The organism is Leptotrichia sp. HMT-225 (assembly GCF_030644325.1).
Classification (GTDB): Bacteria; Fusobacteriota; Fusobacteriia; order Fusobacteriales; family Leptotrichiaceae; genus Leptotrichia; species Leptotrichia massiliensis.
The window spans coordinates 1,726,891-1,753,075 of record NZ_CP130323.1 but is presented as its reverse complement, the minus strand read 5'-3'; the positions used below and the strand labels follow the sequence as shown (position 1 = coordinate 1,753,075).

Here is a 26,185-nt window from a genome sequence, read left to right as displayed (position 1 = left end):
ATATAAAATAAATAAATTGGAGGAATTAGAATGGGATTATTTGATTTATTCAAAAAAGGTAAAAAAGAAGATGAAGTTAAACAGGAATTTGACGGAAAAGTAAAAGCACCTATTTCAGGAAACCTATTACCTTTATCAGAAGTACCCGATGAAGTTTTTGCACAAAAAATGGTAGGAGATGGAATTGCTATTGAACCAACTGCATCAGGAGTAATGTTAGCACCAGCTTCTGGAAGAGTAGAAAAAATCTTTGATACTAATCATGCTTTCAGTATTGTAACACCTTCTGGAATCGAAATTTTTGTTCACTTCGGAATGGATACAGTTCAATTGGAAGGAAAAGGATTTGAAAGAATCGCTGAAGAAGGAGCAGTAGTAAAAGCAGGAGATCCATTAATTAAATATGATTATGATTTCTTAAAAGCAAATGCAAAATCAATTATCACACCAGTAATTATTTCAAACTATGAAGATTATGCTTCATTAAACCCAGTTGAATCTGGAACTGCAACAGCTGGAGAAACAGTTGTACTAAATGTTCAAAAATAATTTAATAAAATAAATTCTATTCAAAAAATCTCTATTTAAGCAAGAGTATTTCTGCTTTTTTAGAGATTTTTTATTTTACAATTTTTATTACTTTTTTCCAATCGATAGCTTTTACTAAAATAAAGAATATTATTCCAGCCAGTGTATTTGAAAATAAATTTCCCCAGAATATTGAATAAAGTCCAAAATATTTTTGTGTTAATAAAATAAAAATATATCTTAATAGCCAAATTCTTAAAACAGACATAACTAATGGAATTGTTGTTCTTCCAAGTGCTATAAAAACTCCTTGTACTATCATAAAAATACTAAATCCAATTACTGAATAAGTATAAATATGGAGAGCTTTATCAGCAATTTCTATTACTTTTGGAACTTTTGTAAAAGTTAATACGAGTGGTAATGAAATAGGCAGGATTAAGGCAATAGTCAAAATTGAAATAGTAACGCCAGTTATCCAGCCCACCTTGAACACATCCTTAGATTTTTTTACATTTCCAATTCCCATATTTATACTAATCATTGAGGAAACGGTGGTTCCTATTGAGGATGGTAAAATAAAGCAGATTGCATTGATATTGGAAGCAATTCCCTGAGCATTTAAGGCAACAGCTCCAAATTTTTCCATTTCCTTATTTATAAGAAAAAATCCAAGATACAAGAAGGCGTAATTTAACATTGAAGGAAATCCGATTTTTAATAATCGTTTTATAATTGGCAATTTTATTGTGTAACTTCGTAAATTAAGTTTTATATCTCCACTTTTTAAAAATAAATCGTAAAACATCCAGATTGTAACAACTATGTAAGAAAAAAGTGATGCCATTACTGCACCCACAATTCCCATTTTTAAAACATATAAAAAAATTGAATTAAAAATAATTTTTAAAATTAATAAAAGAAAAATTCTAACAAATGTAACCTCAGGACGTCCAATCGCATTTTTTGAAGAATTGTAAATGGCAGCCAAAAATACAAAAGGCATTACCAGTGAATAAAGGGAAATATAGATATAGACATTGTTACGAATTTCAGAGGTTGTGTTATTTGAAATTAAAAGAGCTGTAAACATACATATAGGAATTAGTAAAAGCCCAATAAAAAAACTGAATACAAAAATTTGTAGCATCGTTTCCTTTACCGCTAACATTCTTCCTTTACCGTAAAGTCTACCTATCATAACAAGTGTAGCCACGCTAAGCCCCTGCGAAAATGCAATCATAATATTTAGTACAGGCTGACTAAATGTAACTGAACTGGCAATTTCTACACTTGTGAGTCTGTTTAGAAATAAACTGTCTGAGAGTGGGATAAGTGCTTGAATAATTCCGACCAGCAATGTTGGAATAGACAAAAAAAGTAAAGTATTAATAACTCTTCCATTAAAAAGTTTTCTTGGATAATTATTTATTTTTGCTTGTTTTTTCGCTATTTTAAATTTTCTAGACATTTTAATGTAAATTTTCTTATCAGTATGATTTTTTTATAAATAATTTTTACTTGTGGGAAAATTAATTGTATGTTAAAATAAAAGGAGTCTAGAAATTAAAAAAATAAATTTAGATATTATTTTAATTATACTATCTAAGGAGTTAAAATGAAACAAAAAAACATATTTTTAGAAGGACTAGATTCTTTTACGCTACATATTTTAGCTATTTCGTTTATGATATTAGACCATTTGTGGAATGTATTTTTTGTTAATCAGAATCAGATATGGATGAATCTTTTAGGTAGACTTGCCTTTCCTATTTTTGCCTTTATGCTTGTAGAGGGGTTTTATAAAACAAAGAATAGGAGTAAATATTTAAAGCGTATTTTTATTTTTGCTGTTATTTCAGAAATACCTTTTAATCTTTTGGTAAGTACTTCTGTATTTGGGAGTCCGTCGATATTTTTTCCATATAATAATGTTTTGTGGACTTTTGGGATTGCTTTATATATGCTAGTTTTGTTTGAAAAAATTAAAAATAAAGATAACTTACCTGTAACAGTAAAAATTTTTGGAAAAATTATTATAAGTATTTTAGCTATGTTTATTACACGCCTTATAGTTAGTGATTACCGAGAATATGGAATTATGATGGTTTTAGTATTTTATTTTTTCAGAAGTAAAAAATGGTGGAATTTTATAGCTCAAGTCATCTTATTAGCATGGATAAATATTTTTCTTATATGGGGATATAATGTTACTTTAAATTGTTTTGGAAATGAAATAAATGTATCATCACAATCATTTGCAATATTTTCATTAGTTTTTATATGGCTCTACAATGGAAAGCAAGGTATTCATAATAAAATTACAAAATATATGTTTTACAGTTTTTATCCATTACATCTTTTGTTAATTGTAATGATTTATATTTTTTTAAGAAATACATCATTTATTGAACTAAATGATATAAGTATTGTAACAAAAAACGGATTTAATTATAAATTTATAGAAATTCCTAATAGTAAAATAGGGCGAAAGATTGGTATAGAAATATTTAATTAAAGGCTGGAATTTTTTTCAGTCTTTTTTGTATGGTGAAAGGCATAACCCTATAAAAAAATAACTTTAATTTTATAAATTTTTTGATTTCTGCTCTTTAAATGGGAAATAGTATAAAATGGAATATAAACAAAAATGAGGTATAATATTATTGTATAAAATTTAAAATATAAATTTTGTTAATACTGAAAAAATATAGAAAGGGCAAGTTATGAAAAAGATAATTTTAATTTTGATAAGTGTATTATTTTTAGTGAGCTGTAGTGGGGATATCCCCTTCTCGGAGGAGGAAAAAGGAGCTTTAAAAAAGGCAAAAACGGAAATTGCTGAAATGAAGAAAAAACCGACAATGGCAGAAAAGGAAAGAATTTTGCAAAAGGGACTAGAAGTTCAGAAAAAATATTTACGAATTGGGGTAGTGTATTTTAAAAGTGTGGAAAAGGATATTCCAATAGCAGATTATTATCTAGCAAGAAACTATAGTGCGAGAGGGGAAAAAGAAAAGGCACTCAAATGGGCAAGAAAAGGCTCGGACAGAGGAGTGAAGGAAGCAAGTGCATTTGCAGGACAGATTTATGCTAATCAGAGAGATGAAATGAATGCAAGAAAATATTATATAAAGGCAATGGATCAGGGAGATTATAGTGAAGATACATTGTTTAGAGTGTGGGTATATGGAGAAAGGAAAGAAATTAATAGCGAAGTGGTGGAAGCATTTAAAAGAAATTTAAATAAAAATATTGAGGTAAAAAATGCTTTGGCTTTTTATTATCAGAGGCACGATTACTTTGATGAAGCTGAAAAACTCTACAAGGAGCTTGTTAATGAAAAATATCCGAATGCAGAAAGACTTTTAGGGGAACTTTATATGTGGAAAAAAGATTATGACAAAGCTGAAGAATGGTTATTAAAAGAATCGGAAAAATTATTTTCACATTCAGAAGACAATGTGAAACGGATTGAAGAAAAAAGAGCAAGATTATTGCGTCTGTTAGCAGAAGTTTATGAAATGAAAGGAGATTACGGCAAGGCTGAAAATAGTCTTTTAAAAGCAAAAGAACTTGCACATAAGGAACTTGCATTAACGAGTTTAGCCAAATTATATGAAAAGCAAGGGAAATATAATCAAGCTTTGAAAATAAATGAAGAATTAGAAGAATTGGAAAAAATAGAAAAACAGAAAAAATTAAATCATAAAAGAAATAAAAAATGGAGAGTTTTATGAGAATAGAGAAACTGGAATTTGTAAAAAATATTGATAAATTTGAAAATAATTCTGATGAATATGTAGAGATTAATTTAAATAGGAAGGTAAGGGAACTTTCAAGCGTTTCGTATGAAAAAAAATTATACAGTTTTTATTTATTAATAGGAGAAGACGGGAGAATAAATTCGCTGGAAATTCTCAATATATTGAAAATGGCTAAATTTACACATAAAATAGAAGTTCCTGAAAATATAATAGAAGGCGAGATTTATTTTAAAAGGGAAGAATACAATGAAGATGGTATAAAAGTTAAAGAATTAGATTTTTTGGAGATTGATATTTCCAAAAATATTATCAGATGTTATTTTACTGATAACAGGCTTAATATTTATTTTGGAGTAAAAATTTGTGAAAATATAGTAATCTTAATAAATAGGAATAATTATGCAGAAGGAATTTTGATTTATGGAAAATTTGAAATTGAAAATGATAGATTTTACTGGAAAAAGTGAGAATGTGGTAAGCGAGCGAGATATGATTTTTTCTTTTAATAACGGAGAGATAAAAATATATTTGTCTTATGAAACAGGAGAACTGAAAAAAATAGAAATAGTTAGTGAAAATGAAAAAATTGAAAAAAAAATTGAACGGGAAGCGGTATTAAAATTTAAGGGGAATTCGGTTATTTTGGATTATGAATATGGATTGTACGAGTATGTGGAAATAGAAATTGAGGATAAGCTGGAAAAATATTGGGCTGATGGAAAAACAGTTTATTTAAAGGAAGGGAAGAAAATTTTTTTAGAAATTGAAATTTGGGAAGGATATTTGCTATTTTTTGATGATGAATGCAGGATTGTGGGATTTGGTACGGAATCTAAAAATCGGAAGGAATAAAAACTTTGAAAAGGCGGAATTATAAATGAATAAATATATTTTACTGATGTTGCTTTGTTTGTTAATAGGATGTAGAAATCAAGGAAATGATGTGGTAATAAAAGATATTGATGATGTTTATTTTTATCTGGAAAATAAGAAAAATCCTGAAAAAGCTCAATTAATGGCAAGAATTGCCTATGAATTGAACAGAGAAAACTATAAAGAAGCAGAAAAGTATTTTTTAAAAGTGGCAAAATATGACAAAACTGCTTATGTTTCAATTGCAGATATGTATTATGAAGATATTGATGAAAATGAAGGAAAAAAGAGGTATGAGATAGCTTTTGAAAAAGGAAATAAAAGGCAGGTACAATTTTAGGTATGATTGCTGAGGATAATAATGATTATAAAAAGGCGGAAGAATGGTACAAAAAATCATTGGATAAAGAGAATGTATTAGGATATAAATCTTTTGCTACGTTTTTATATAAAACAAATAGAAAAAATGAGGCTGAGAAATATTTTATAGAAGCTGGAAATCGCAAAGATGCGGATTCGATGTTATACTTAATAAAAATATATTATATGAAAAAAGATAATGAAAAATTGAAATACTGGCAAGATAAAATATTAAATACAAAAGAAATTTTTAGATTTGATGATGAAGCAAATGATTTACTGGAATACAGTTTATCAAAAGATAGAATGGATAAAGAGTTCTTTGAGTTGTATATAAAAGGAGAGGAAAGTATTTTAAAAAAAGATTATGATACAGCAGAAAAATATTTTTTACAAATGGAGAAGTTAAAAAAAGAAGGAATTTTGTATACAGCTGATTTTTATTATCGTTTTAAGGATGAAAAAGAAAAAGGAATGGAAAAATATAAAAAAGCATATGAAAATGGTTTAAAGAAAGCTGCTGTTTTTATAGGAATTATTGAGCATAGAAATATTGATGAAGCAAAAAAATGGTATAGGATAGCAGCGAATGCAGAATACACTGATTCACAAATATATTTAGCACAAATTTTGGAAGAAGAAGGTTATAAACTCGAATCTTTTGATTTGTATTTAAAAGCGGCTGAGCTAAAAGATTATAGAGCAATTGATTATTTGTTAAAATATTATTATAGAGAAAAAAATTGAAAGAAATAAAAGAATGGGTAGATGTGGTTAAAAACTCAATAAAATTAAAAAATTATAACGAAGGTCAAAGCGGAAGAATAAAGCAGTATGAAAAATTTTTAAAAGAAAAAGAGTAAAATGATTAATTAATTGTGAAATAAAATGATGAATATGATGTAGTAAAAGCAAAAAGAAAATTGTCTGATAAAGTTTTAAAAAATTCGATTGGAACAGTTGTGATAATATTTCCTGAATTTCCAAATGATTATATGGTAGAGTTTATGAAAGATGAGAAGACTTTGGATATTTTAGTTATTAAGGAGGAGGATATTGAAAAAATTAATATAAATTTGTAAACACAAATACTCTTGTTTTTTTATAAAAAATGTGGTATTCTTAAGACAAGGAAATCTAATTTTATAATGAATACAATTATGTAACTAATTGTATAGAATGGAAAGGACGAAGAAAATGAAAAAATATGATGCAATAATAATTGGATTTGGAAAAGGTGGAAAAACTTTGGCAGGATTTTTAGCTGGGAAAGGTCAAAATGTGGCTTTGATTGAGAAATCGGACAAGATGTATGGAGGGACTTGTATAAATATTGGGTGTATTCCTACAAAAAAACTTGTTGACAGTACAAAAGTTCTTAAAAATAAAGGATTAAGCGGTATTGAGGAAAAGGAAAAATTTTATGAAGAAAGCATAAATAATAAAAATACATTAATTGGTGCATTACGTGGAAAAAATTATGAAATGCTGGCTACAAAGGAGAATATTGATATTTATGATGGGTTTGGAAGTTTTGCTTCAAAAAATGTGGTTAATATTGAGAGTAATGGAGAAAATGTTCAGATTGAAGGAGAAAAGATATTTATAAATACAGGTTCAACTACAATAATTCCTGTTATAAAAGGGCTTAAAGAAAGTAACCACGTTTATACAAGCACTTCAATTATGGAACTGAAGAAACTTCCTAAAAAATTGACTATTTTGGGAGCAGGGTACATTGGGTTGGAATTTGCTTCGATGTATGCTGATTTTGGATCAGAAGTTACAGTGATTGATTTGGCACAAAGACTTATGCCTAGAGAAGATGAAGAAATTGCTGATAGAGCAAAAGCTATATTTGAGGCAAAAGGGGTTAAATTTTTACTGGAATCAAAAATTGAGGAAATCATTGATAAAAATGGAAAAGGATATGTGCAAATTTCACAAGGGGCAAACAAGAGCGAAATTGAATCAGACGCAATTCTTGTGGCAATCGGAAGAAAACCTAATACAGAAGGTCTTAATCTAGAAGCGGCAGGAGTAAAAACTGACGAAAAAGGTGCGGTTGTAGTTGACGAAACATTGAAAACAACAGCTGATAACATTTGGGCAATGGGAGATGTGAAAGGCGGACTTCAATTTACATATATTTCTCTTGATGACTTTAGAATAATAAGAGATAACCTTTATAATGGAGGAAATAGAACAGTAAACGATAGAAATGTAATTCCATACAGCGTATTCATAAATCCACCTTTATCAAGAGTTGGAATGACTGAAAGTGAAGCAATTGCCAAAGGATATGAAGTAAAAACAGGAAGACTTGAAGCAATGGCAATTCCAAAAGCAAAAATAGAAGGTGTAACAGATGGACTGCTTAAAGCAGTTATAGATGCAAAAACAGATAAAATACTGGGATGTACTTTATTATGCAACACTTCCCACGAAATGATAAACATTGTTGCGGCAGCTATGAAAGCTGAACAAAAATATACATTCCTAAAAGATATGATATTTACTCATCCGACAATGAGTGAGGCTTTGAATGACTTATTTGGAAGTGTGAAATAAAGAAAATAAAAAGATATTTTAGTTAAAATTTATGAATTTTTTATGAAATAATTAAAAATACTACAAAGAATGGAGAATAAATGGGCGAGTTAATAATTATGGGATTAGTAGTATTTTATAATCTATTTAAGATTATTTTTAATATTATAAGAGTAATTTTTTTAAAGAAAAAAGTAAAAAGGTTTTTGAAAATTGATTTGATTTCTGAAATAATTTATTTTTTAGGTTGGATAAATTTGATGAGAAATGCAATTATTTTAGTACCTAGCCAAATATTTCATTCAGTTTTTTACTATGTTGCTATTTTAATATTTTTGATAAATAAAAGAAACAAAAAAATTCATAATTATATTTTATTTTCGATAATAACGATTGATATAATAATCGTTTTATTTCTTCTAAATATACTAAAATTATATCTTATTACAGTCATTATGATAATTGTGTATATTTTTATAACTGTAATTTTAAGAAAAGATAGAGATAAATTGCGAGATTGTGAATATTTAACACTATCTTTATTAGATATTGCAAATATTTTTATATCATATATTGCATTTATAGGATATGTTGCTTCGGCATTTTAAAAAATAATAGATAGAATAATAAATAAAAAATTTCTTCAAATTAAAATCACGGTTATTAAGATTAACTGTGATTTTTTGCTATAGACATTTGTGAAATGTCTAAATTTTTTTAGGGAAATGCTTTAGGAAAAAGTGTTGATAAATTACGAGTAATGCAGTATAATAATATTGTTCTATACTTTTTGGATTATAAAATTTATAAATTGAAAAAAAAGATAAAAAATAATCTCAACACTAAGAATTTAATATCAATAAATTTTATTTTATACCATATTTTAGATAAAAATTGAGATGGAAATTAGAAATTAAAGTAATATTTTTTAGAAAGGAAATTAGAAAAATGGAAGATATTATTAAAAAAGTAAATGAATTTTCGAGGTTAGCACGTGAGAGGGAATTGACGGAAGAAGAAAAGAAAGAGCGTGAAAAATATAGAAAAATGTATATTGAAAAATTTAAGGAAAGTGTGAGAGGGCATTTGGATAGCATTAAGGTTGTTAGAGTGGATGACGATGGGAATCCAATTGATGATGACGGAAATGTTATTGAGCCTGAAGCGTAAATAAAACAGTAATAATAGTATTCAGAGATTAATCTTTTAAAATCTTGAAAGTTGGATTGATGAGATTTTAGTAATTGTTTAAAGTGGATTAGGAAGGGAGTGAGTGGGAATTTATGAAATACGATTTAGTTATATTTGATTTGGACGGAACGCTTATGGATACGTCAAAATCTATTACAAAGACTGTAAATTCAGCGATGAAAGAACTTGGGAAAAAGCAATATTCTGCTAATGAATGTGTAAAATTTGTTGGTGGTGGAGTTTCAGGGCTTGCACGGAATATTTTGGGAAAAGAGAAGTATGAGGATGTAACGAATGAGGAAATGGAAAAAGTTATAAGAAAATATTATGATATTTACTTTGACTATGGTGTTGAGCCTTATGAAGGAATACCTAAATTGCTTGATTTTTTGGAACAGAATGGCGTGAAAAAAGGTATTGTAACAAATAAGGATCATGAAACAGCCTTATCTGCAGTTGATAAAAAGTTATCCAAATGGAATTTTGATGGAATATTTGGTTCAAATGAAAAGGAATATCCAAATAAGCCAAATCCTTATAATGTTCATAAAATGACACAAAACTTAAATATTTCAAAAGAAAAAATATTATTTGTTGGAGATATGCTTGTGGATGTAAATACAGCTAAAAATGCTGGAATTGATATTGTTTACTGCAAATGGGGATTTGGTGAAGTAAAAGGCGAGGTTGGAATTGACGAAGATGTAAAGGTGCCTAGCGTTCAGGAAATTATTGAAAGAATAAAAGGTAAATAGAGAATTTTTGTAGAAATCGTTTTAGTATTTTATATTAAGACGATTTTTTTATTGATATAATGATGTCTTTTAAAATAAAAAATGTGGTATAATTTATTAATACTATTCCCCATTAAAATAATAGAATTAGTATAAATAGTTGAAATCAAAAAATTCATGAAATTATGAAAAATATTTATTAAGCAATGCATAATTTGAAATCTATAGGTCATAAAAAATTTAATATAATATAGGGATTTGAATATAATATCTATAATTTTTTAGATTAATTGATTTTTTTATTTTATGAATTATTATAAAAAAAAATTGGAAAAGGATTTTTATTTATGAAAAAAATTTTAAAAAGAGTGATATTGTTGATGTTGTTGTTGATAACTGTAATGACTTGTGGTGAAAATAGTGATAAAAATAAAAGAATAGAAAATAATATTGAAAAGCAAAATGAAAGTGAGAATGTTATTGAAAAACCTAAAAATCCATATTTAGTGGAGAAGGGGAAAGTGTATTATAATGGAGAAGTTGTAAAAGGGGCTAAGGCTGGTACATTTGGATGGATTGAAGGGACTTGGTACGGAAAAGATGAGAATAATGTCTATTTTGAAGGTAAGAAAGTTGGAAAATTAGAAGGCAAGCCGATTGAGAGAATAAATAATTATTTGGTAAAGTCAGGGAATGCCCTTTATTATTTTTATTGGAAAATCGATAATTTGAAAAACAGTAAGATGGAAATAATTGCGAATAAGGAAGACGGAGTTGAATATTATATTAAAGATGGGAAAAATGTTTACTTTTTAGAAAGAAATATTAATTTTCCTGAATTTGACGGGAAATTAATTTTACTAAGAAATATTGACTATAATACATTTGAAGTGATTAATAAAAAATATTTTAGATATGTAAAAGACAAAACAGGAATTTATTATGTTGCAAATGGGAAGGCGGATGAATTGAAAGGACTGGATAAAAATACTTTTAAAATTATTGATTTTTTCTTTTCTACGGATAAGAATAGGGTGTACTATAGGGGAATTAAACTGGAAAACGTTTTATCTAATGGATTTGAAGTTGTGGGAAATGTTTATGATGTGAGTTATTATCTGAAAGATAGGGACAAGGTGTATTTTTTGAATGAAATATCTGAATTAAGTGTTGTAGAAAAGGCGGATTCAAAGACTTTTGCGTTAATAAACGATTTGTATTCAAAGGATAAAAATAATATTTTTTGCAATGGAAAAATTTTGGAAGGAGCTGATGTTAAGAGTTTTAAAGTATTTTATGATTCAGATGTGGAAACAGCAAAGGATAGCAAGCACGGGTATTATGATTGTTATTCTGTGAGATAATTAAAGGAATGATGGACTTGAAAAAAGGAGGATTTTTATGAGAAGCACTGTTTTAAGAATATTAGGATTATTAATTTTAATAGTAAATGCGGGATTTTCCGAATACATCATTGAAAATGGTAAAATTTATTATAATGAAGATTATCATAAAACTTTGGTTGTAAAGCGGATAGATGATGAAAAAAGCGAGAAATATTTAGTAAAAAATCCTGATTTAAAGAGTTTTAAAATTTTGGATGAGAATTTTGCAAAAGACAAGGATACTATTTATTATAAGGAATATGATATTTTGGAGGCAGATATAAATAGTTTTGAAATATTGGATGAAGATACTGGAAAAGACAAAAATTATATTTATTTATATGGGCAGATTGTACGGTATGAAAATAGTGGCGAGCCGGTAGATATGAAAAAAGTTACTTTTTATAAGAATTCTAAGGGTAAAATGTATTATTTTAGAAATAAAAATGACATCTATGTTATGCAAGGAATATATGCAGAAAAAGTTAATAATGTGGATAAAAGGACTTTTGAAGATTTAGGTGGAGGTTTTGGGAGAGATAAAAACTGGATTTATTCTGGAAAAATGAAATTGGAAAATATAGATAGGGAAAGTTTTGAAAATATTGGTGATGGATATATAAAAGATAAGAATGGTATTTATAGAAATACAGAAGTAATTTTTTATGATAGTGAGGATTCCTATAATATCTCAAGGTTGGAAAATGTTGATAAAGGGAGCTTTGAGAATATCGGAGAGGGATATTCAAAAGACAAAAATAACATTTACTACAATAATGAAAAATTTAAGAATATAGATGTGAAAACTTTTCAATTAATAGGTAATGGTTTTTCAAAGGATAAAAATAATGTTTATTTTGAAAAAAATAAAATTGAGGGAGCGGAAGCAAAAACTTTTCAAATAGTGGATAATTTCTTTGAAAAAGATAAAAGTAATGTTTTTTATAAAGAATATAAATTAAAAAACATAAGCCCAATTGAATTTCAGACACTATATATGAGTAAAAATGCTAATGTTGCATATGCAATATTTTTTAAAAATAAGGATGGAGTATTTAAGCTGTTAATTGAAGATCCGTTTGATTTGACGAAAAATAAGATTGTAAAATTGAATGTAGATAAGGATAGTGTAAAAATACTTAGTAAAAATTATTATAAAGATAGAAATAATGTTTATTGTAATGACAAAGTGCTAAAAGGTGCTGATGTAAAAACTTTTGAACTGGTAGGAAATGACAAGGATGAAGCAATGGATGAATTTATAGATACTTTGGAAAATATTTTTGATGCTTCTGATTCACTAGAAAAAAGCAACGAAACTAACAAGAGCTCAATTACAGCACAGGACAAAAATCATAAATATGAATATTGCAGAATTGTAAAATAAACTTCAATTTTTTTAAAATTAAACTTTCAATTTATAAAATTTGTTATAAAAATGATTTAATTACAAAAATATCTTGACATGAAAATAAATTAATGATAATATTTGTATATGAAAATTTTAAGAATAAATTTTAAATAAAATTAGGAGGCAAAATGACAGCGATAGTATTTTCAAGTATATGGATAGTAATTTTGATTTTACTGTTCTTTTTATTAATTCATATAAATGTGAATTTAAAGAAAAAATTTAAGTTTTCTACAAGGATAATAATTTCTACAGTATTAGGATTTGCTGCGGGAATTGTATTTCAATCAACGTTAGGATTAGTGGGAGCGGCTGAGCATGAGGTTGTTATAAAGAATGTAACAAATGCAGCTTCGTTAGTAGGGAGAGGATTTACGAGCCTTTTAAAAATGATAGTTATTCCGTTAGTTGGGCTATCTGTTTACAATTCGATAATTAATTCTAAAAATAATGAGAATTTGAAAAAACTTACCATAAAATCAGTAGTTTATTATACAGCGACTGTGGCTATTTCGGCGATTATTGGAATTGTAATTGCAATGACATTTAAGCTCGGAGTTGGAATGAAATTGCCTGAAGGAATGGAAGCATGGGCTGGAAAAGGGGAATATAAAGGTCTTGTTGATGTTGTAGTCTCGTTTATACCGTCAAATATTTTTAAGGCTATGACAGAAACAAGTGTTATTGGAGTAGTAATATTTACAGCATTTCTAGGATTTGCAACAAACCGAGTTGGATTAAAAAATCCAGAGAAAATAAAACCTTTGAAGGACGTAACAGAAGCATTGTTTTCAGTAATGACAAGCGTTACAATTACAATAATAAAAATAATTCCGTATGGAGTTGCGGCATTGATGTTTGATTTGACAGCTTCTTATGGGCTTGAAGTATTTAAAAATCTTGTTACATATCTGATTGTAATGTTTATTTCATTAGGACTGGTTGTAGTAATGCAATCTTTAAATCTTGCAATACACGGTGTAAATCCACTAAGATATTACAAGAAAGTAACAGCACCGTTAGTTCTATCATTTACAACAACTTCAAGCATGGGAACTTTACCTGTAACAATTGAAACATTGGAAAAAGAAGTAGGAGTAAGTTCACCAACAGCAAACTTTACGGCAACACTAGGGACAACAATAGGAATGAATGGTTGTGCAGGAGTATTTCCAGCAGTAATAGCAATAATGATTGCCAATATGAACGGCATTGCAATTACTCCAGTATTTCTAATAAGTCTTATAACAGTGATTGCATTAGGGTCGTTCGGTATGGCAGGAGTACCAGGAACAGCCTACATCGCAGCAACAGTCGTACTAGGTGGAATGGGATTGCCTTTTGCTCCAGTAGCTTTAGTACTGCCAATCGACTCAATAATAGATATGGGACGTACAGCAATAAATGTAAACGGTGCAATGGTGGTTTCAACTGTTGTAGACAAGGAAATGGGAACTTTTAATGAAGAAGTTTTTAAAGGGGAAAGAATAAGCGAAGCATAATAAATTTTTTAAAAATTTCTAAAGCAGTAAATTTATAGTTTCTCTTAAAATTTTTGCTTTGTCTATGTTATTAATAAATCTGTAATTAGATAAGTAATTTAATAGATTAACAAGGATTGATTTCTGTGTAAAACAGGAGTTAATCCTTTTAATTTTTCTAAAAATAAAAATTAAAGATATTGACTAAAATTTAATACAAGGTATAATTTATAATGAAAAACCAAAAAATAGAAAATAGGAGTGGTTGCTATGAAAAAAATTAGAGTACTTTTATTATTTTGCTTAATGTTTATTTTGGGTACAAATTTATTAGCAAATGACTGGGAATTTGGTTCGGAAGGTGGGCATATTGTTCCAATGAATGTGTCTAATATTGCGATAAAAAGTGAGAAACTTCATTTTAAACTGGAAAAAGTTAAGGGGGAGTATGGACCAGTAAATGAAATGGCGGTAACTGTAAAATTTGTGTTTGACAGTCCTGAAGCTGGAGAGAAATACATTGGATTTATTACGCCTGAAGGTGGAAATGAGGAATGGGATGAAGTTAATCATTTTAAAAATTTTAGAACTGTTGTAAATGGGAAGAGTGTAAATACAGTTTCTTACAGGCTAACCGATTTTGTTCCAAAGGACGTGAAAAAACTTGAAGAAGTGAAAAAATATTTTAAGGAATATGACGAAGAAAAGGCAAAAGAGGAAGCCGACTATTATAAAAGAAGCTATGTTTATTATTTTAAAGCAAACTTGAAGAAGGGAGAAAATGTAATTGAGCATAGCTATCGTTACGATGGAAGTGGCGGTGTCGGATATAACGACTTTAATTATGTCTGGTCTACTATTTCAAAATGGAAAAATCAAAAAGTGGATGACTTTGAAGTAATTGTTGAGCCTGGAAGTGCTTTGATTGCAATACCTGAAATAAAGATGAAGAATGGAAAATATGTAGACTGGAAATTAGCTGGAGAAGGGAATATTGATTACGGATATAGAAATTATTACGATAGAGATGGGCAATATAAAGTTCTTTATGCAAAATTGAAAAAAGGATATTTACATTTTAAAACAAAGAATTTTAGCCCTGAAGATGAATTTAGCCTATCAGAAATAGCATATCTAAATGGTAATTACTATTTCTCTGAAAAAACGGAAAAAGGCTATAAATACAGAGATGATTTAACAAAAGCCGCTTACAGTGCGGGATATTTAACAGCAGATGAATTAAAAGAACTTACCAATGAAGATTTGAAAATAATGAGAAATTATCCTTATGCAGTAGCAGGATATGATTTTTCTGATAAAAAATTAAAAGATTATTTCTCAAAATTCCTGTGGTATATTCCAATTGGAAAAAATGTCGAATTGGGAGAAGATGACTATGAAGTTATTAATAATGTGGATAAGATTATAAAAAGCAGGGGAAAATAGAAATTATAAAAAGTTGCTTGACTTTTATAATGATGTACTGTATTATGTACATAGATGAAAGGAGTGATTTTTATGACAAATACAAATGCAACTAATTTGAGAAAAAATTTATTTTCTTATTTAGAGTCGGCAATTGACTATAATGATGTTATCAATGTGAACACTAAAAAAGGAAATGCTATTATTATTAGCGAAGCTGAATACAACGGTTTATTAGAAACTCTATACTTGTTATCAGATCCAACAATGAAAGAAAAAATTGAAGCGGCAAAAAAGGCTTCTGATGAAGATTACGAGGTTTTTGAATGGTAGAAGAGTACAAAATTTATATTTTGAAAAAAGCTAATAAGGATAAAGAGAAAATAAAGCAATTTCCAGCATTAAAAAATAATGTGGAAAAATTAATAAGTCTTATAAAGAAAAATCCTTTTCAAACACCACCGTCCTATGAGATTTTAACTAAAGATTTGAAAGGTTATTATTCAAGAAGAATTAATAAACAGCACAGGCTAGTGTATGAAGTTATAGAAGAAGAGAAAAGAATAAATATCATTAGTATGTGGACACATTATGAAATTTAAAAGTAGAAGAAATAAATTGTGAAAGAAGATAGGTTACAAGTAAAATTGTAACCTTTTTTGTTTTTTAAAAAAGTGTTATAATAAGTTTAAAATAAAAATCGGGAGATGAAATTGGATATTGAAGTTAAATTGAATGAAGGTATGAAAAAATATATTTATGAAATATGGGAAAAAATGGGAAATGAAGATAGAACAGAATATGATGCTGCACTTGAAAATTATAGGAAATACTTGTTAAAAGAAACTGTAAAAAATCCTGAAGATGTTTCGGTTATTTGTCAGTTAGCGGGAGTTTGCTATTTGAGTAGAAAATGCGACGGTATAGAAATTTTAGAAACATTTTTGAAAAAGAATTTTGATATTTTAACAGAAGATGAAAAATTTAGAATATATTTTGATTTGGCTTATTTGTGTGAAGATATGGGATGTATGGAAGAAGAGGCTATTGATTATCTTGAAAAAGCAATAAAAATTAATTCAAATAATGCAGACATTTATTACAGACTTTCAGCTATTTGTTTTCATGCTAAAATGTATCAAAAATCTCTTGAAAATATAGAAATCGCCTGCAAAATGAGTGATAAAACAAAATACAGTTATGGATATGCACTGATTTTGATTCAAAATAAAGAATATAAAAAAGCTGAAAAAATTTTAGATGATTTGTTAATAGGGGATCCAGACAACATTAAATATCATTTTTACAGAGTTCTTTGTGGAATTTATTTAGGAAATAAAGATACTGGAAATATAGAAAAACTTTTGGAAAAAATAAAAAAGTTTGAAATGCTGGAGAAAACAGATTATGAAAAATATTTGAATTGGTTGACGTATGAAGGTTTTAACACCATTGATAATGGTGATATAAAAGATTTATATTATTTATGTGGTAATTATGAAAAATATTGTAAATATGCAGAGAATGTTAATTTTAATTTAGAAGCAAATTATATGGCACCGTATCTTTATTCTTTGAAACAATTGAATAAATTTGAGAAAATAGACAAAATATTGAAAGAAGCTGAAAAAGAAATTTTTCAAAATATTAAAGAAATCAAGACTGATGAAGAATATCGGAAAGATACAACGGAAGAAGAACTTTTGGAAATGATAGAAGATGAAAAACAGAGATTGGAGAATATTAATTTAGTGTCGAAAAAAATATTGAATACGGATTTTAAGCCTAAGATGGAAATATTTATGTTTTTTGAAAATGAATGTTGGTTACTGGATTGTCCACAACATTTGATAATTGATGAGGATTGAAGAAATATGAAAGGAATAAAATTATGAAACAAACAAAAGAAGAATGGGCAAGATATATTCAGGATGAAATCAAAAAAAATGATAGTTACGATAATTATAAGCATGCGTTTGTTGAATATAAGGATTATTTGGAGGAATGTCTTTTGGAAAATCCACGAGATGTAGAAAAGGTATGTCAATTAGCGATAGCTTATTTTACAGTATATCAAGATGGAAAAACGAGTGTGAATGTATTAGAGGAGTTTTTGAAAAAATATTCAAAAGATTTAAATGATGATGAGAAGGCTATTATTTATCAGGATTTGGCTGATTTATATGAAAAAGATGCTTATAATGATAAAATGTGTAAGTATTATTTGACAAAATTAATTAAAATGGGGAAACAATCAGTGGTTGTATGGGAAGTATTGGGAGAATATTATTTAAAAAGAAAAAAATACAAAAAGGCACTTGAATGTTTTCAGGAAATGGAAAAATTTTCAGATGAGAAGGAAATAGAAGATGATTATAATTATGGGATAACGTTGTTTTATTGTGGTTATTTTGAAAAAGCGAAAGAAATGTTATTGAGATGTTATGAAAAGGAACCTGAAAGTGCAGGAATTTTATATGCATTGGCACTGTGCTTACATTATACCAATGATAAAAAATTGGCTGAGCCAATTCTGGATAAATTGTTAGAGAAAGTGTCGTTAGAGAAATATTATTATGATGAGCAAATTTTATTTGAAGAACTTATAGACTTATATTATTTATTTGAAGAATACGATAGGTGTGTCTTGGTTTTTGAAAAAGAGATAGATGAACTTGACTGGGAAGAACGTTTTTATTATAATATGGGTTTTTCATTTTATTTTTACAGTTTAAAAAAATTAGGAAATTTTAAGAAAGCAGAAAACAAATTGTCAGAATTGATTCAAAAACATAATAAGTATATTGAAAAAATTGAAGTTGGAGAAATTTATGACAAAAAATACTGGAATGAAGAAGAGATTGATGAATTTATTGAAGAAGAAAAGAATGAAATAAAAAAGGTTTTTGAGATATATAAAAAGATAATGAATAGTAATTATAAGCCTGAAAATACAAGAATAAATTTAGAAAAAATGTATAAAACTTGCTATTTAGTTGATTGTCCAATGCATCAGAAATTAGATTAGGAGAAAAATTGGAAAAACAAAAAAATTTAGAAAGAAAAACGGTAAAAGAATGGATAAAATATATTCAAGAAAAAATTAGAAATAATAGTGATTACGATTCTGTTTATGAAGAGTATAAAATAATTTTGGAAAATAAATTGAAAGAAAAGCCCAAAAATGTGGAAGTTGTTTGTCAATTAGCAGCAGTTTACAATGAATTAACCTATCAATGGGAAGAGATTTATAAATTATTGAATGAATTTATTAAAAAATATGAAAATGAATTGACTGATGAGGAAAAATCACGGATTTATACTAATTTAGGGTATTATTATGATGATCAGAGAGATGGCAGTAAGAGAGCGATTAGAACTTTGAGAAAGGCTGTGGCGTTTAATCCAAATAATTCTAAGGCTTATTATGGACTTGGAGCGGATTATTATGGTGCTGGGAAATATGATAAGTCGGAAGAAATGTATAAAAGAGCTTGTGAGCTGGAAAATAATCCGATTTATAAGTTTGAATATGCGAATTTGTTGATGGTTAATGAAAAATACGAAGAGGCGAAAATAATTTTGGAAGAATTAATAAAAAAAGATTTTGAGTTTGGAAAAGAGGATTTTGCTAAGATAAAATATAGTTATATTGCGAATAAGGTTCAGTTGAAGGAATTTGTAAATATTGAGGCTCAAATTGATGAATTAATGTTAGAAAATATTGATAATGATTATTTTTTTGGTAGTGATTTAGAAAGTCTGTATTATTTATCTGAGAATTATAAAAAACTTGTAGAAATTTATTTAAAAATAGACGCTCAAGAGGATTGCCAAGTACCATATGAGGAACTACCAATTTATTTTTATTCATTAAAGCGATTAGATAAATTTGATAAATTAGAAAAATCTTTTGAGAAAGCATTGAAATTTAAAAATGAAGAAATAGAGAGCATTAAAAATGGAGAATTTTTAACAGAATGTAGGAAATCGTATAAAAAAGAAGAAATTAGGGAGATAAAAAGGCAAATAAAGAATTTGAAGGCAGAATATGAAAAAATATTGAAAACAGATTATAAACCAGAAGTAAAAATTTATCCTAAATTTTTGTATGACTGTTTTTTGATAGATTGTCCACGACATCAGAAGTTAGATTAGGAGGGAAAATGATAATTTTAATAATGGGAGCTTCTCATACCGGAAAAACAAAACTGGCACAAAAATTACTTGAAAAATATAAGTATCCGTATTTGTCAATCGATCATTTAAAAATGGGACTTATCCGAAGTGGGCATACCGAATTGACGGCTATGAGCAGTGATGATGAATTAACAGATTTGTTATGGCCAATTATTTTGGAAATGATAAAAACGGCTATTGAAAATAAACAGAATCTTATTGTCGAGGGATGTTATATTTCATTTGACTGGAAAAAAGATTTTAAAAAAGAATATTTAGAGAATATAAAATGTATTTGTCTGGTTATGAGTAAAAATTACATTAATAAACATTTTGGTGATATAAAAAAATATGCAAATGTTGTTGAAAGTAGAATAGATGATAGCTATTGCACCTTGGAAAGTGTTTTGAGAGATAATGAAAGAGTGTTAAAATTATGTAAAATTCATAATATTGATTATACGCTTATTGATGATGAGTATCAATTTGATATTGAATTGTAAAAATTTTAGATGTATTTATAGTAAAATTGATAAAAAATAAACAACAACTTTATAATTGGAGAAAAATAGATTATTAAAAATAATTTTCAATTTTTTGCATTTAATATTACAGGAAAATGTGATAAAATATATTTAGGAGGGAAAATGAGATATTGGATAATACCAGCAAACTCTACAAAGTATGATTATTTTGCTGCTTTTAACGATAAGGGATTTATAGATTGGACAAAAAAATCAAAATATGAAGAAGGTGATACTGTATATCTATATTGTACAAGACCTCAACAAAAAATAATGTATAAAGCGATTATAGAGAAAATCTTTATTTCTTCTAATATTGAAGTAGATGATAGTAAATATTGGCTTAATAAAAGTGAATTTGATAAAAATAAAAATATGAAAAAAGAATTTATAAGATTAAAATTATTAAAATATGTAGATAATGAAAATTTATCTTTAGAAAATCTTAAAGATAACGGATTAAAAACTGCACCTCAAGGTCCACTGAGAGTTGCTAGTGAACTTTTAGAGTATATAGAAAAATATATATAAATAAGTATACAGGAGGAAATGATGAAAATATTAATTGTGGGTGCTGGTGGAAGAGAACATGCGATTGCTTGGAAACTTTCTCAAAATGAAAAGGTGGAGAAGATTTTTATAGCTCCAGGAAATGCCTGTGTAGAAATGTTACCAAATGCTGAAAGTGTGAATTTAGGATCAATTGATGAGTATATCTCGTTTGCCAAAGATAATAATGTTGAATTGACAGTTGTGGGAAGTGAGGAATTGCTTGTTCAGGGAATTGTGGATGAATTTCACAAAAATGGACTGAAAATATTTGGGCCTGATAAAAAGGCCGCGATTCTTGAGGGAAGTAAGGCATATTCTAAGGATTTTATGAAAAAATATGGAATAAAGACAGCAGTTTATGAAATTTTCGATAATTCTGAAAAAGCTAAGGAATTTTTGAATAACTGGAAAGATTTTCCTGTGGTTATAAAGGCTAGTGGGCTTGCAGCTGGAAAAGGTGTTATTATTGCTCAAAATCTAAATGAAGCTATTAAGGCTGTAGAAGATATAATGGTTGATGAGAAATTTGGAAATGCTGGAAGTCAAGTTGTAATTGAAGAATTTTTGGATGGAGTAGAAGCTTCGATTTTATCATTTACAGACAGTAAAGTGATTGTACCGCTGTTGTCAGCAAAGGATCATAAAAAGATTTGGGAAGATGAAACTGGATTAAATACAGGAGGAATGGGAGTTATCAGTCCAAATCCTTTTGTTACGGATGAAATTTTTGAAAAATTTAAGTCAGATATAATGCAGCCGACTTTGAAGGGAATACAGGCTGAAGAAATGGATTTTGCGGGTGTGATTTTCTTTGGACTTATGATTACGAAAAAAGGCGTTTACCTGCTTGAATACAATATGAGAATGGGAGATCCGGAAACTCAGGCGGTATTGCCACTTCTAGAAAATGACTTACTTGAATTAATAGAAAAATCTTTTGAAAAAAAATTATCGGAAATAAAAGTTAACTGGAAGCCGTTACATTCGTGCTGTGTAGTAGCTGCTGCTGGAGGCTATCCTGAAAGTTACAAGAAAGGTGATGAAATTACAGGAGTTCTTGACTTTAAAGAAACTGATGATAACAAAGTATTTATCTGCGGAGCAAAAGTTGAAGACGGAAAACTGTTGACAAATGGCGGAAGAGTTCTAAATGCTGTGGCTCTTGGGAATACATTGGAAGAAGCACAAAAAAAGGCGTATGAACTTTTGAAAACTATAAATTTTGAAGGAATGTATTTTAGAAAAGATATTGGTGGAAGATTTTAGTATAAGTTGAAATAAGATAAAATAATAATATAATAGAAAAGGCTGTTGTTTAGACAGTCTTTTTTGATGGAGAAAATAAAAAGTACATTCAAAGATATTTATTTATCCTATAAATGTACTTTTTTTATTTTTTACGTTATTATTTTATACTATTCCCCGTTTAAAAAGCAAAAATTATATTAAAATATTAAGCTTTTATCCATTACTAAAAAAGTTTATAATAAGTTCGTTGTTTAAATGGGGTTTAGTATTAAACATATTTACAATTAATAATTTTCATTGACTTTATATTTCAAAACTCTAGTTGCATTTAATACAGCAAGCAAGGCAACACCAACATCGGCAAATACAGCTTCCCACATTGTTGCATCCCCAAAAAGACCTAGAACTAGAACGATTAATTTTACAGCGAATGCTAAAGCAATGTTTTGCCATACAATTGTTTTAGTTTTTTTGGCTATTTTCATAGCAGTTACGATTTTTGAAGGTTCATCGTTCATTATTACAACATCGGCAGCTTCGATGGCAGCATCGCTTCCAACACCTCCCATTGCGATTCCAATGTCGGCTCTGGCAAGTACAGGTGCGTCGTTTATTCCATCTCCTACAAATACAACTTTCCCTTTTTCACTTTTAGTCTTGTAAATTTCTTCCAGTTTTTCAACTTTCTCATTTGGAAGTAGCTCAGCAAAAACTTTGTCAATTCCAAGTTTTTGTGCAATGTTTTTACCGATTGCATTGTTATCGCCAGTAAGCATCACAATTTCCTTGATTCCGTTTGCCTTCATTCCCTTGATTGCTTTTGGAGAATCTGCTTTTATTTCATCAGAAATTAGGATATTTCCGATATATTGTCCATCAAATGCAATGTAAATTACAGTTCCTAAATTCTCTTTTTCAGTAAATTTAATATTTTCCAAGTTCATCAGTTTAGAATTTCCAGCCAAAATCTGATGATTATTTATGTTAGCTTTTATTCCAAATCCTGAAATTTCTTCAAAATCTTTTATAACGCTTTCATCAATTTTTGTAGCAGTATTTTCATATTCAGAAACTATTGACTGAGCAATAGGGTGATTTGAAAATTTTTCAATGTGTGCGGCGTATTTTAATAGTAAAGATTGTGTCAAATCAGTTTTATTATTTTCAAAATCATTTATTTTTACATTATTTTCAACGTTTATTTCAGTAACTTTGAAAACACCTTTTGTCAAAGTTCCAGTTTTGTCCATAACGACACTTTCCACATCATTCAATGCTTCCAGATAATTTGCACCTTTTACCAGAATCCCGTGTTTTGAAGCACCACCAATTCCACCAAAAAATCCTAATGGAATAGAAATAATCAAAGCACATGGGCAAGATACAACAAGGAAAATTAAAGCACGGTAAATCCAGTCTGTAAATGTTGCACCTGAAATTAACAATGGAGGAAAAATTGCCATAATTAAAGCTGTTATTACAACTATTGGAGTGTAATATTTTGCAAATTTTGTAATAAAGTTTTCTGTCTTTGATTTTTTACTGCTGGCATTTTCTACTAAGTTAAGTATTTTGGAAACAGTTGATTCTGAAAATACTTTTGCAACTTCAATTTCCACAAGCCCTGTTTTATTTATGAATCCACTTAGGACATTATCCCCTGTTTTTGCTTCACGTGGTAATGATTCTCCTGTTAGTGCAGAAGTGTCAAAAGTTGAATTTCCATTTATAATTTTTCCATCCAAAGGTACTTTTTCTCCTGGTTTTACTACAATAATATCAGCAACTTTGATTTCCTCAGGATTTACTTTTTTTATTCCAGTATCAGTTTTAAGATTTGCATAATCAGGACGAATATCCATTAACGCTATAATAGATTTTCTTGAATTATTAACTGCAATACCTTGAAACAGTTCCCCAAGCTGATAGAATAGCATAACAGCCACACCTTCAGGATATTCTCCAATAGCAAATGCCCCAATTGTCGCAATTGCCATCAAAAAGTTTTCATCAAAAACTTGTCCTTTTAAAATATTTTTTACAGCAGACAGCAGCACATCGCCACCGATTATGAAATAGCTTACTAAAAATATAGCTAATTTAGGAATAAACAAAGTTTTTGGAATAAAAATTCCTAGTACAAATAAAATTCCACCAATCAATAATTTTTTCTTAATTTTATCAGTATCCTCTCCTCCATGAGCGTGAGAGTGGCTGTGATCATGGGAATGAGAGTGTTCGTGAGAATGACTATGGCTGTGATGATGATTGTGGCTATGAGAGTGAAATTTTTTAGTAGAAATCTTAATTCCATCCTTAATTTTGTTTACTTCGCTCTGAATAATCTCTGCCAGTTTATCTTGAGAAACTTCTTCAGACTCGATAATAACCCTTTTTCCAAGGAAATCAACAGTAGCTTCCTTAATTCTATTAAGTGTATTTAGTTTTCGTTCAATCTTAGCAGCACAGTTAGGGCAATCTACCCCTTCAATAAATAACGTGCATTCATTCGTTTTCATGAGCCTAACCTCCAAAAGTTTTTTATTTATCAATTTTATATCATTTTAATATATGAACATCTATTCATATATAGTTTACTATATTTAATATTTATTGTCAACATATTTTTTCGTAAATTAATAGTTATTTTTAAATCTGTTATAATTTAATGTTTTTTAACAAAACATCAATATTAACAGTATAAAAAAAGAATAATATCAGATATATGTGGTATAATTTATTGAATTTCATTAATAAGATTATATTATGATGTAATTTATAAAATAATTTATTATTGTAAAATATTTAAATAAAGGTAGGAGATGCTAAAATGAAATGCTATTTTTGTGAAAAAAATTCAATAGAACAAAGTTATCTAGGAAAATTAGTAATGTTTATACTAATCATGTTAGTAAGTACAATTTCATTTGGAGCAAAATTAGGAACAATAAAAGGGCTTTCAAAGTTGAGTAATTATAACGAGCTTAAAGATGTTGATGTGAGTGATATAACCACGCTTAAAATAATAAATGGAATTCCGCGACAACCAGGAAAAGGATTTAGTGGAGTGGCAGTTCTCTATTTAGATGGGAAAATTATTGGATTATCCACTATAAAAAATGGTAAAAATCATGGAAAACTTTATGCTTATACAGATAATGGACAATTAATTGATGTTGGTGAATGGAAAAATGGGATAAAAGATGGTGAATCCAAAAATTATTATGAAGATGGACAACTAATGAATATACAAATATTTAAAAATGATGTTTTGACTTTTGCTAAAGTATATAATCAAGATGGAAGTATTAAATCCACATATAATCAAACTTCAGGAAATAGAGGTATAATGGAAATTCACACAAAAGAAGGAAATAAAGAAACTACAATGAAAGTTGAAGTAATATACAAAGAAATAAATAGAATTGTCTATTCCTATTATACATTTATTAGAGATGGTAAATTTGAAGTTTTTGATAATAAAGGACGACTTTTAGAAGAAGGAACCTATAAAGATGATGAAGTTGTAAGTTCAACAAAAATTGATAAGTTTTTAGGATTTATTGCACAAGATAGCACTTATAAGGTAAATGTTGAGGATAGGGACTACTTTTTCAAGACATTGAAGGAATTAAATTTAAAGGGATTGACAGAAGAACACTATAAGGAACAAGTAAAACTTTTTGGAAACAAATCTTTTTGTTCTTCGTTGGGAATGGTTATTCCTCAGTATTATATATTTGAAGGAGAGCCTGTTCAAGCACTTATAGAATCATATTTGTTAAAGATGTCTAAAGATATTAAAAAAGTATCAAAAAAATATACTGAACTTAACGACAAAGATTTTATTACAAAATATTTCAAGAGTTATTGTAAAGTTCCTTCGGAAAGTTCATTAAGTTTTGTGAAGGATTACAATAAAGATCCAAAAGCTTTGAGAGAATTTTTGAAAAACCCTGTAATTAAGTAATATAGTA

Annotated in this window: 27 protein-coding genes; 25 read left to right on the top strand and 2 right to left on the bottom strand. The window is 28.1% G+C overall.

Annotated features, from left to right (window positions below; translation table 11 throughout):
* Positions 1-30: 30 nt before the first annotated feature.
* Entirely contained in the window at positions 31-549 is a 519-nt protein-coding gene (locus QU666_RS08580) for a glucose PTS transporter subunit IIA (protein WP_021769098.1), read from the top strand.
* 70 nt (positions 550-619) lie between these two features.
* On the opposite strand, the gene QU666_RS08575 is transcribed toward QU666_RS08580, so the two are convergent.
* Positions 620-1,999 (bottom strand): MATE family efflux transporter, encoded by a 1,380-nt coding sequence (locus QU666_RS08575; protein ID WP_021769099.1) that lies wholly within the window; start codon positions 1,997-1,999, stop codon positions 620-622.
* Between the two features lie 147 nt (positions 2,000-2,146).
* On the opposite strand from QU666_RS08575, the gene QU666_RS08570 reads away from it, so the two are divergent.
* The 23 genes from QU666_RS08570 (at position 2,147) to purD (ending at position 22,226) form a co-directional block, all read left to right on the top strand.
* Complete coding sequence (locus QU666_RS08570) at positions 2,147-3,046, top strand: TraX family protein (RefSeq protein WP_304984800.1); 900 nt, start codon at positions 2,147-2,149, stop codon at positions 3,044-3,046.
* 208 nt (positions 3,047-3,254) lie between these two features.
* Positions 3,255-4,268 (top strand): lipopolysaccharide assembly protein LapB, encoded by a 1,014-nt coding sequence (locus QU666_RS08565; protein WP_021769101.1) that lies wholly within the window; start codon positions 3,255-3,257, stop codon positions 4,266-4,268.
* Positions 4,265-4,762: a hypothetical protein gene (locus tag QU666_RS08560; protein WP_036070707.1), complete on the top strand. Its 498-nt coding sequence runs from the start codon at positions 4,265-4,267 to the stop codon at positions 4,760-4,762. The genes QU666_RS08565 and QU666_RS08560 overlap by 4 nt, the downstream gene beginning before the upstream one ends.
* Positions 4,737-5,147, top strand: a complete 411-nt coding sequence (locus tag QU666_RS08555) for a hypothetical protein (protein ID WP_198012122.1) — start codon at positions 4,737-4,739, stop codon at positions 5,145-5,147. Before QU666_RS08560 ends, QU666_RS08555 begins: the two co-directional genes overlap by 26 nt.
* 25 nt (positions 5,148-5,172) lie before the next feature.
* Positions 5,173-5,508, top strand: a complete 336-nt coding sequence (locus tag QU666_RS08550) for a hypothetical protein (protein ID WP_021769104.1) — start codon at positions 5,173-5,175, stop codon at positions 5,506-5,508.
* A 2-nt stretch (positions 5,509-5,510) separates the two neighbouring features.
* Entirely contained in the window at positions 5,511-6,275 is a 765-nt protein-coding gene (locus QU666_RS08545; RefSeq protein ID WP_021769105.1) for a hypothetical protein, read from the top strand.
* A gap of 176 nt (positions 6,276-6,451) precedes the next feature.
* Entirely contained in the window at positions 6,452-6,610 is a 159-nt protein-coding gene (locus QU666_RS08540) for a DUF4926 domain-containing protein (protein ID WP_021769107.1), read from the top strand.
* Positions 6,611-6,725: 115 nt separating this feature from the next.
* Entirely contained in the window at positions 6,726-8,099 is a 1,374-nt protein-coding gene (locus QU666_RS08535; protein ID WP_036070709.1) for an FAD-dependent oxidoreductase, read from the top strand.
* An 80-nt stretch (positions 8,100-8,179) separates the two neighbouring features.
* The gene (locus QU666_RS08530) at positions 8,180-8,686 is read left to right on the top strand and encodes a hypothetical protein (protein ID WP_021769109.1); all 507 of its coding nucleotides are present in this window, start codon (positions 8,180-8,182) and stop codon (positions 8,684-8,686) included.
* A gap of 340 nt (positions 8,687-9,026) precedes the next feature.
* The gene (locus QU666_RS08525) at positions 9,027-9,248 is read left to right on the top strand and encodes a DUF896 domain-containing protein (protein ID WP_036070711.1); all 222 of its coding nucleotides are present in this window, start codon (positions 9,027-9,029) and stop codon (positions 9,246-9,248) included.
* A gap of 113 nt (positions 9,249-9,361) precedes the next feature.
* A complete protein-coding gene (locus tag QU666_RS08520) occupies positions 9,362-10,024 on the top strand; it encodes an HAD family hydrolase (protein WP_021769111.1) in 663 nt (220 codons plus the stop codon).
* A 326-nt stretch (positions 10,025-10,350) separates the two neighbouring features.
* Positions 10,351-11,367 (top strand): DKNYY domain-containing protein, encoded by a 1,017-nt coding sequence (locus QU666_RS08515; protein ID WP_021769156.1) that lies wholly within the window; start codon positions 10,351-10,353, stop codon positions 11,365-11,367.
* A 37-nt stretch (positions 11,368-11,404) separates the two neighbouring features.
* On the top strand, positions 11,405-12,775 hold the full coding sequence (locus QU666_RS08510; RefSeq protein ID WP_021769155.1) for a DKNYY domain-containing protein: 1,371 nt from the start codon (positions 11,405-11,407) through the stop codon (positions 12,773-12,775).
* A 152-nt stretch (positions 12,776-12,927) separates the two neighbouring features.
* Positions 12,928-14,301, top strand: a complete 1,374-nt coding sequence (locus QU666_RS08505) for a cation:dicarboxylate symporter family transporter (protein ID WP_021769154.1) — start codon at positions 12,928-12,930, stop codon at positions 14,299-14,301.
* A gap of 249 nt (positions 14,302-14,550) precedes the next feature.
* On the top strand, positions 14,551-15,726 hold the full coding sequence (locus QU666_RS08500) for a YARHG domain-containing protein (protein WP_036070786.1): 1,176 nt from the start codon (positions 14,551-14,553) through the stop codon (positions 15,724-15,726).
* Positions 15,727-15,798: 72 nt separating this feature from the next.
* Positions 15,799-16,038 (top strand): type II toxin-antitoxin system Phd/YefM family antitoxin, encoded by a 240-nt coding sequence (locus QU666_RS08495; RefSeq protein ID WP_036070783.1) that lies wholly within the window; start codon positions 15,799-15,801, stop codon positions 16,036-16,038.
* Positions 16,032-16,307, top strand: coding sequence for a Txe/YoeB family addiction module toxin (locus QU666_RS08490; RefSeq protein WP_021769151.1), 276 nt, complete (start codon positions 16,032-16,034; stop codon positions 16,305-16,307). Before QU666_RS08495 ends, QU666_RS08490 begins: the two co-directional genes overlap by 7 nt.
* A 105-nt stretch (positions 16,308-16,412) precedes the next feature.
* Positions 16,413-17,573, top strand: a complete 1,161-nt coding sequence (locus QU666_RS08485) for a lipopolysaccharide assembly protein LapB (protein WP_021769150.1) — start codon at positions 16,413-16,415, stop codon at positions 17,571-17,573.
* 23 nt (positions 17,574-17,596) lie between these two features.
* The gene (locus QU666_RS08480; protein ID WP_036070780.1) at positions 17,597-18,733 is read left to right on the top strand and encodes a phosphoheptose isomerase; all 1,137 of its coding nucleotides are present in this window, start codon (positions 17,597-17,599) and stop codon (positions 18,731-18,733) included.
* Positions 18,734-18,741: 8 nt separating this feature from the next.
* Positions 18,742-19,863, top strand: coding sequence for a hypothetical protein (locus tag QU666_RS08475; RefSeq protein WP_036070777.1), 1,122 nt, complete (start codon positions 18,742-18,744; stop codon positions 19,861-19,863).
* Between the two features lie 8 nt (positions 19,864-19,871).
* Complete coding sequence (locus QU666_RS08470) at positions 19,872-20,387, top strand: AAA family ATPase (RefSeq protein ID WP_021769147.1); 516 nt, start codon at positions 19,872-19,874, stop codon at positions 20,385-20,387.
* Between the two features lie 144 nt (positions 20,388-20,531).
* Positions 20,532-20,939 (top strand): hypothetical protein, encoded by a 408-nt coding sequence (locus QU666_RS08465; RefSeq protein ID WP_021769146.1) that lies wholly within the window; start codon positions 20,532-20,534, stop codon positions 20,937-20,939.
* 21 nt (positions 20,940-20,960) lie between these two features.
* Positions 20,961-22,226: a phosphoribosylamine--glycine ligase gene (gene purD / locus QU666_RS08460; RefSeq protein WP_036070774.1), complete on the top strand. Its 1,266-nt coding sequence runs from the start codon at positions 20,961-20,963 to the stop codon at positions 22,224-22,226.
* Between the two features lie 266 nt (positions 22,227-22,492).
* On the opposite strand, the gene QU666_RS08455 is transcribed toward purD, so the two are convergent.
* Complete coding sequence (locus QU666_RS08455) at positions 22,493-24,727, bottom strand: heavy metal translocating P-type ATPase (protein ID WP_021769144.1); 2,235 nt, start codon at positions 24,725-24,727, stop codon at positions 22,493-22,495.
* Positions 24,728-25,038: 311 nt separating this feature from the next.
* On the opposite strand from QU666_RS08455, the gene QU666_RS08450 reads away from it, so the two are divergent.
* Positions 25,039-26,178 carry a toxin-antitoxin system YwqK family antitoxin gene (locus QU666_RS08450; RefSeq protein WP_021769143.1) on the top strand — a complete coding sequence of 380 codons (1,140 nt, stop codon included), beginning with the start codon at positions 25,039-25,041 and terminating at the stop codon, positions 26,176-26,178.
* Positions 26,179-26,185 lie beyond the last annotated feature (7 nt).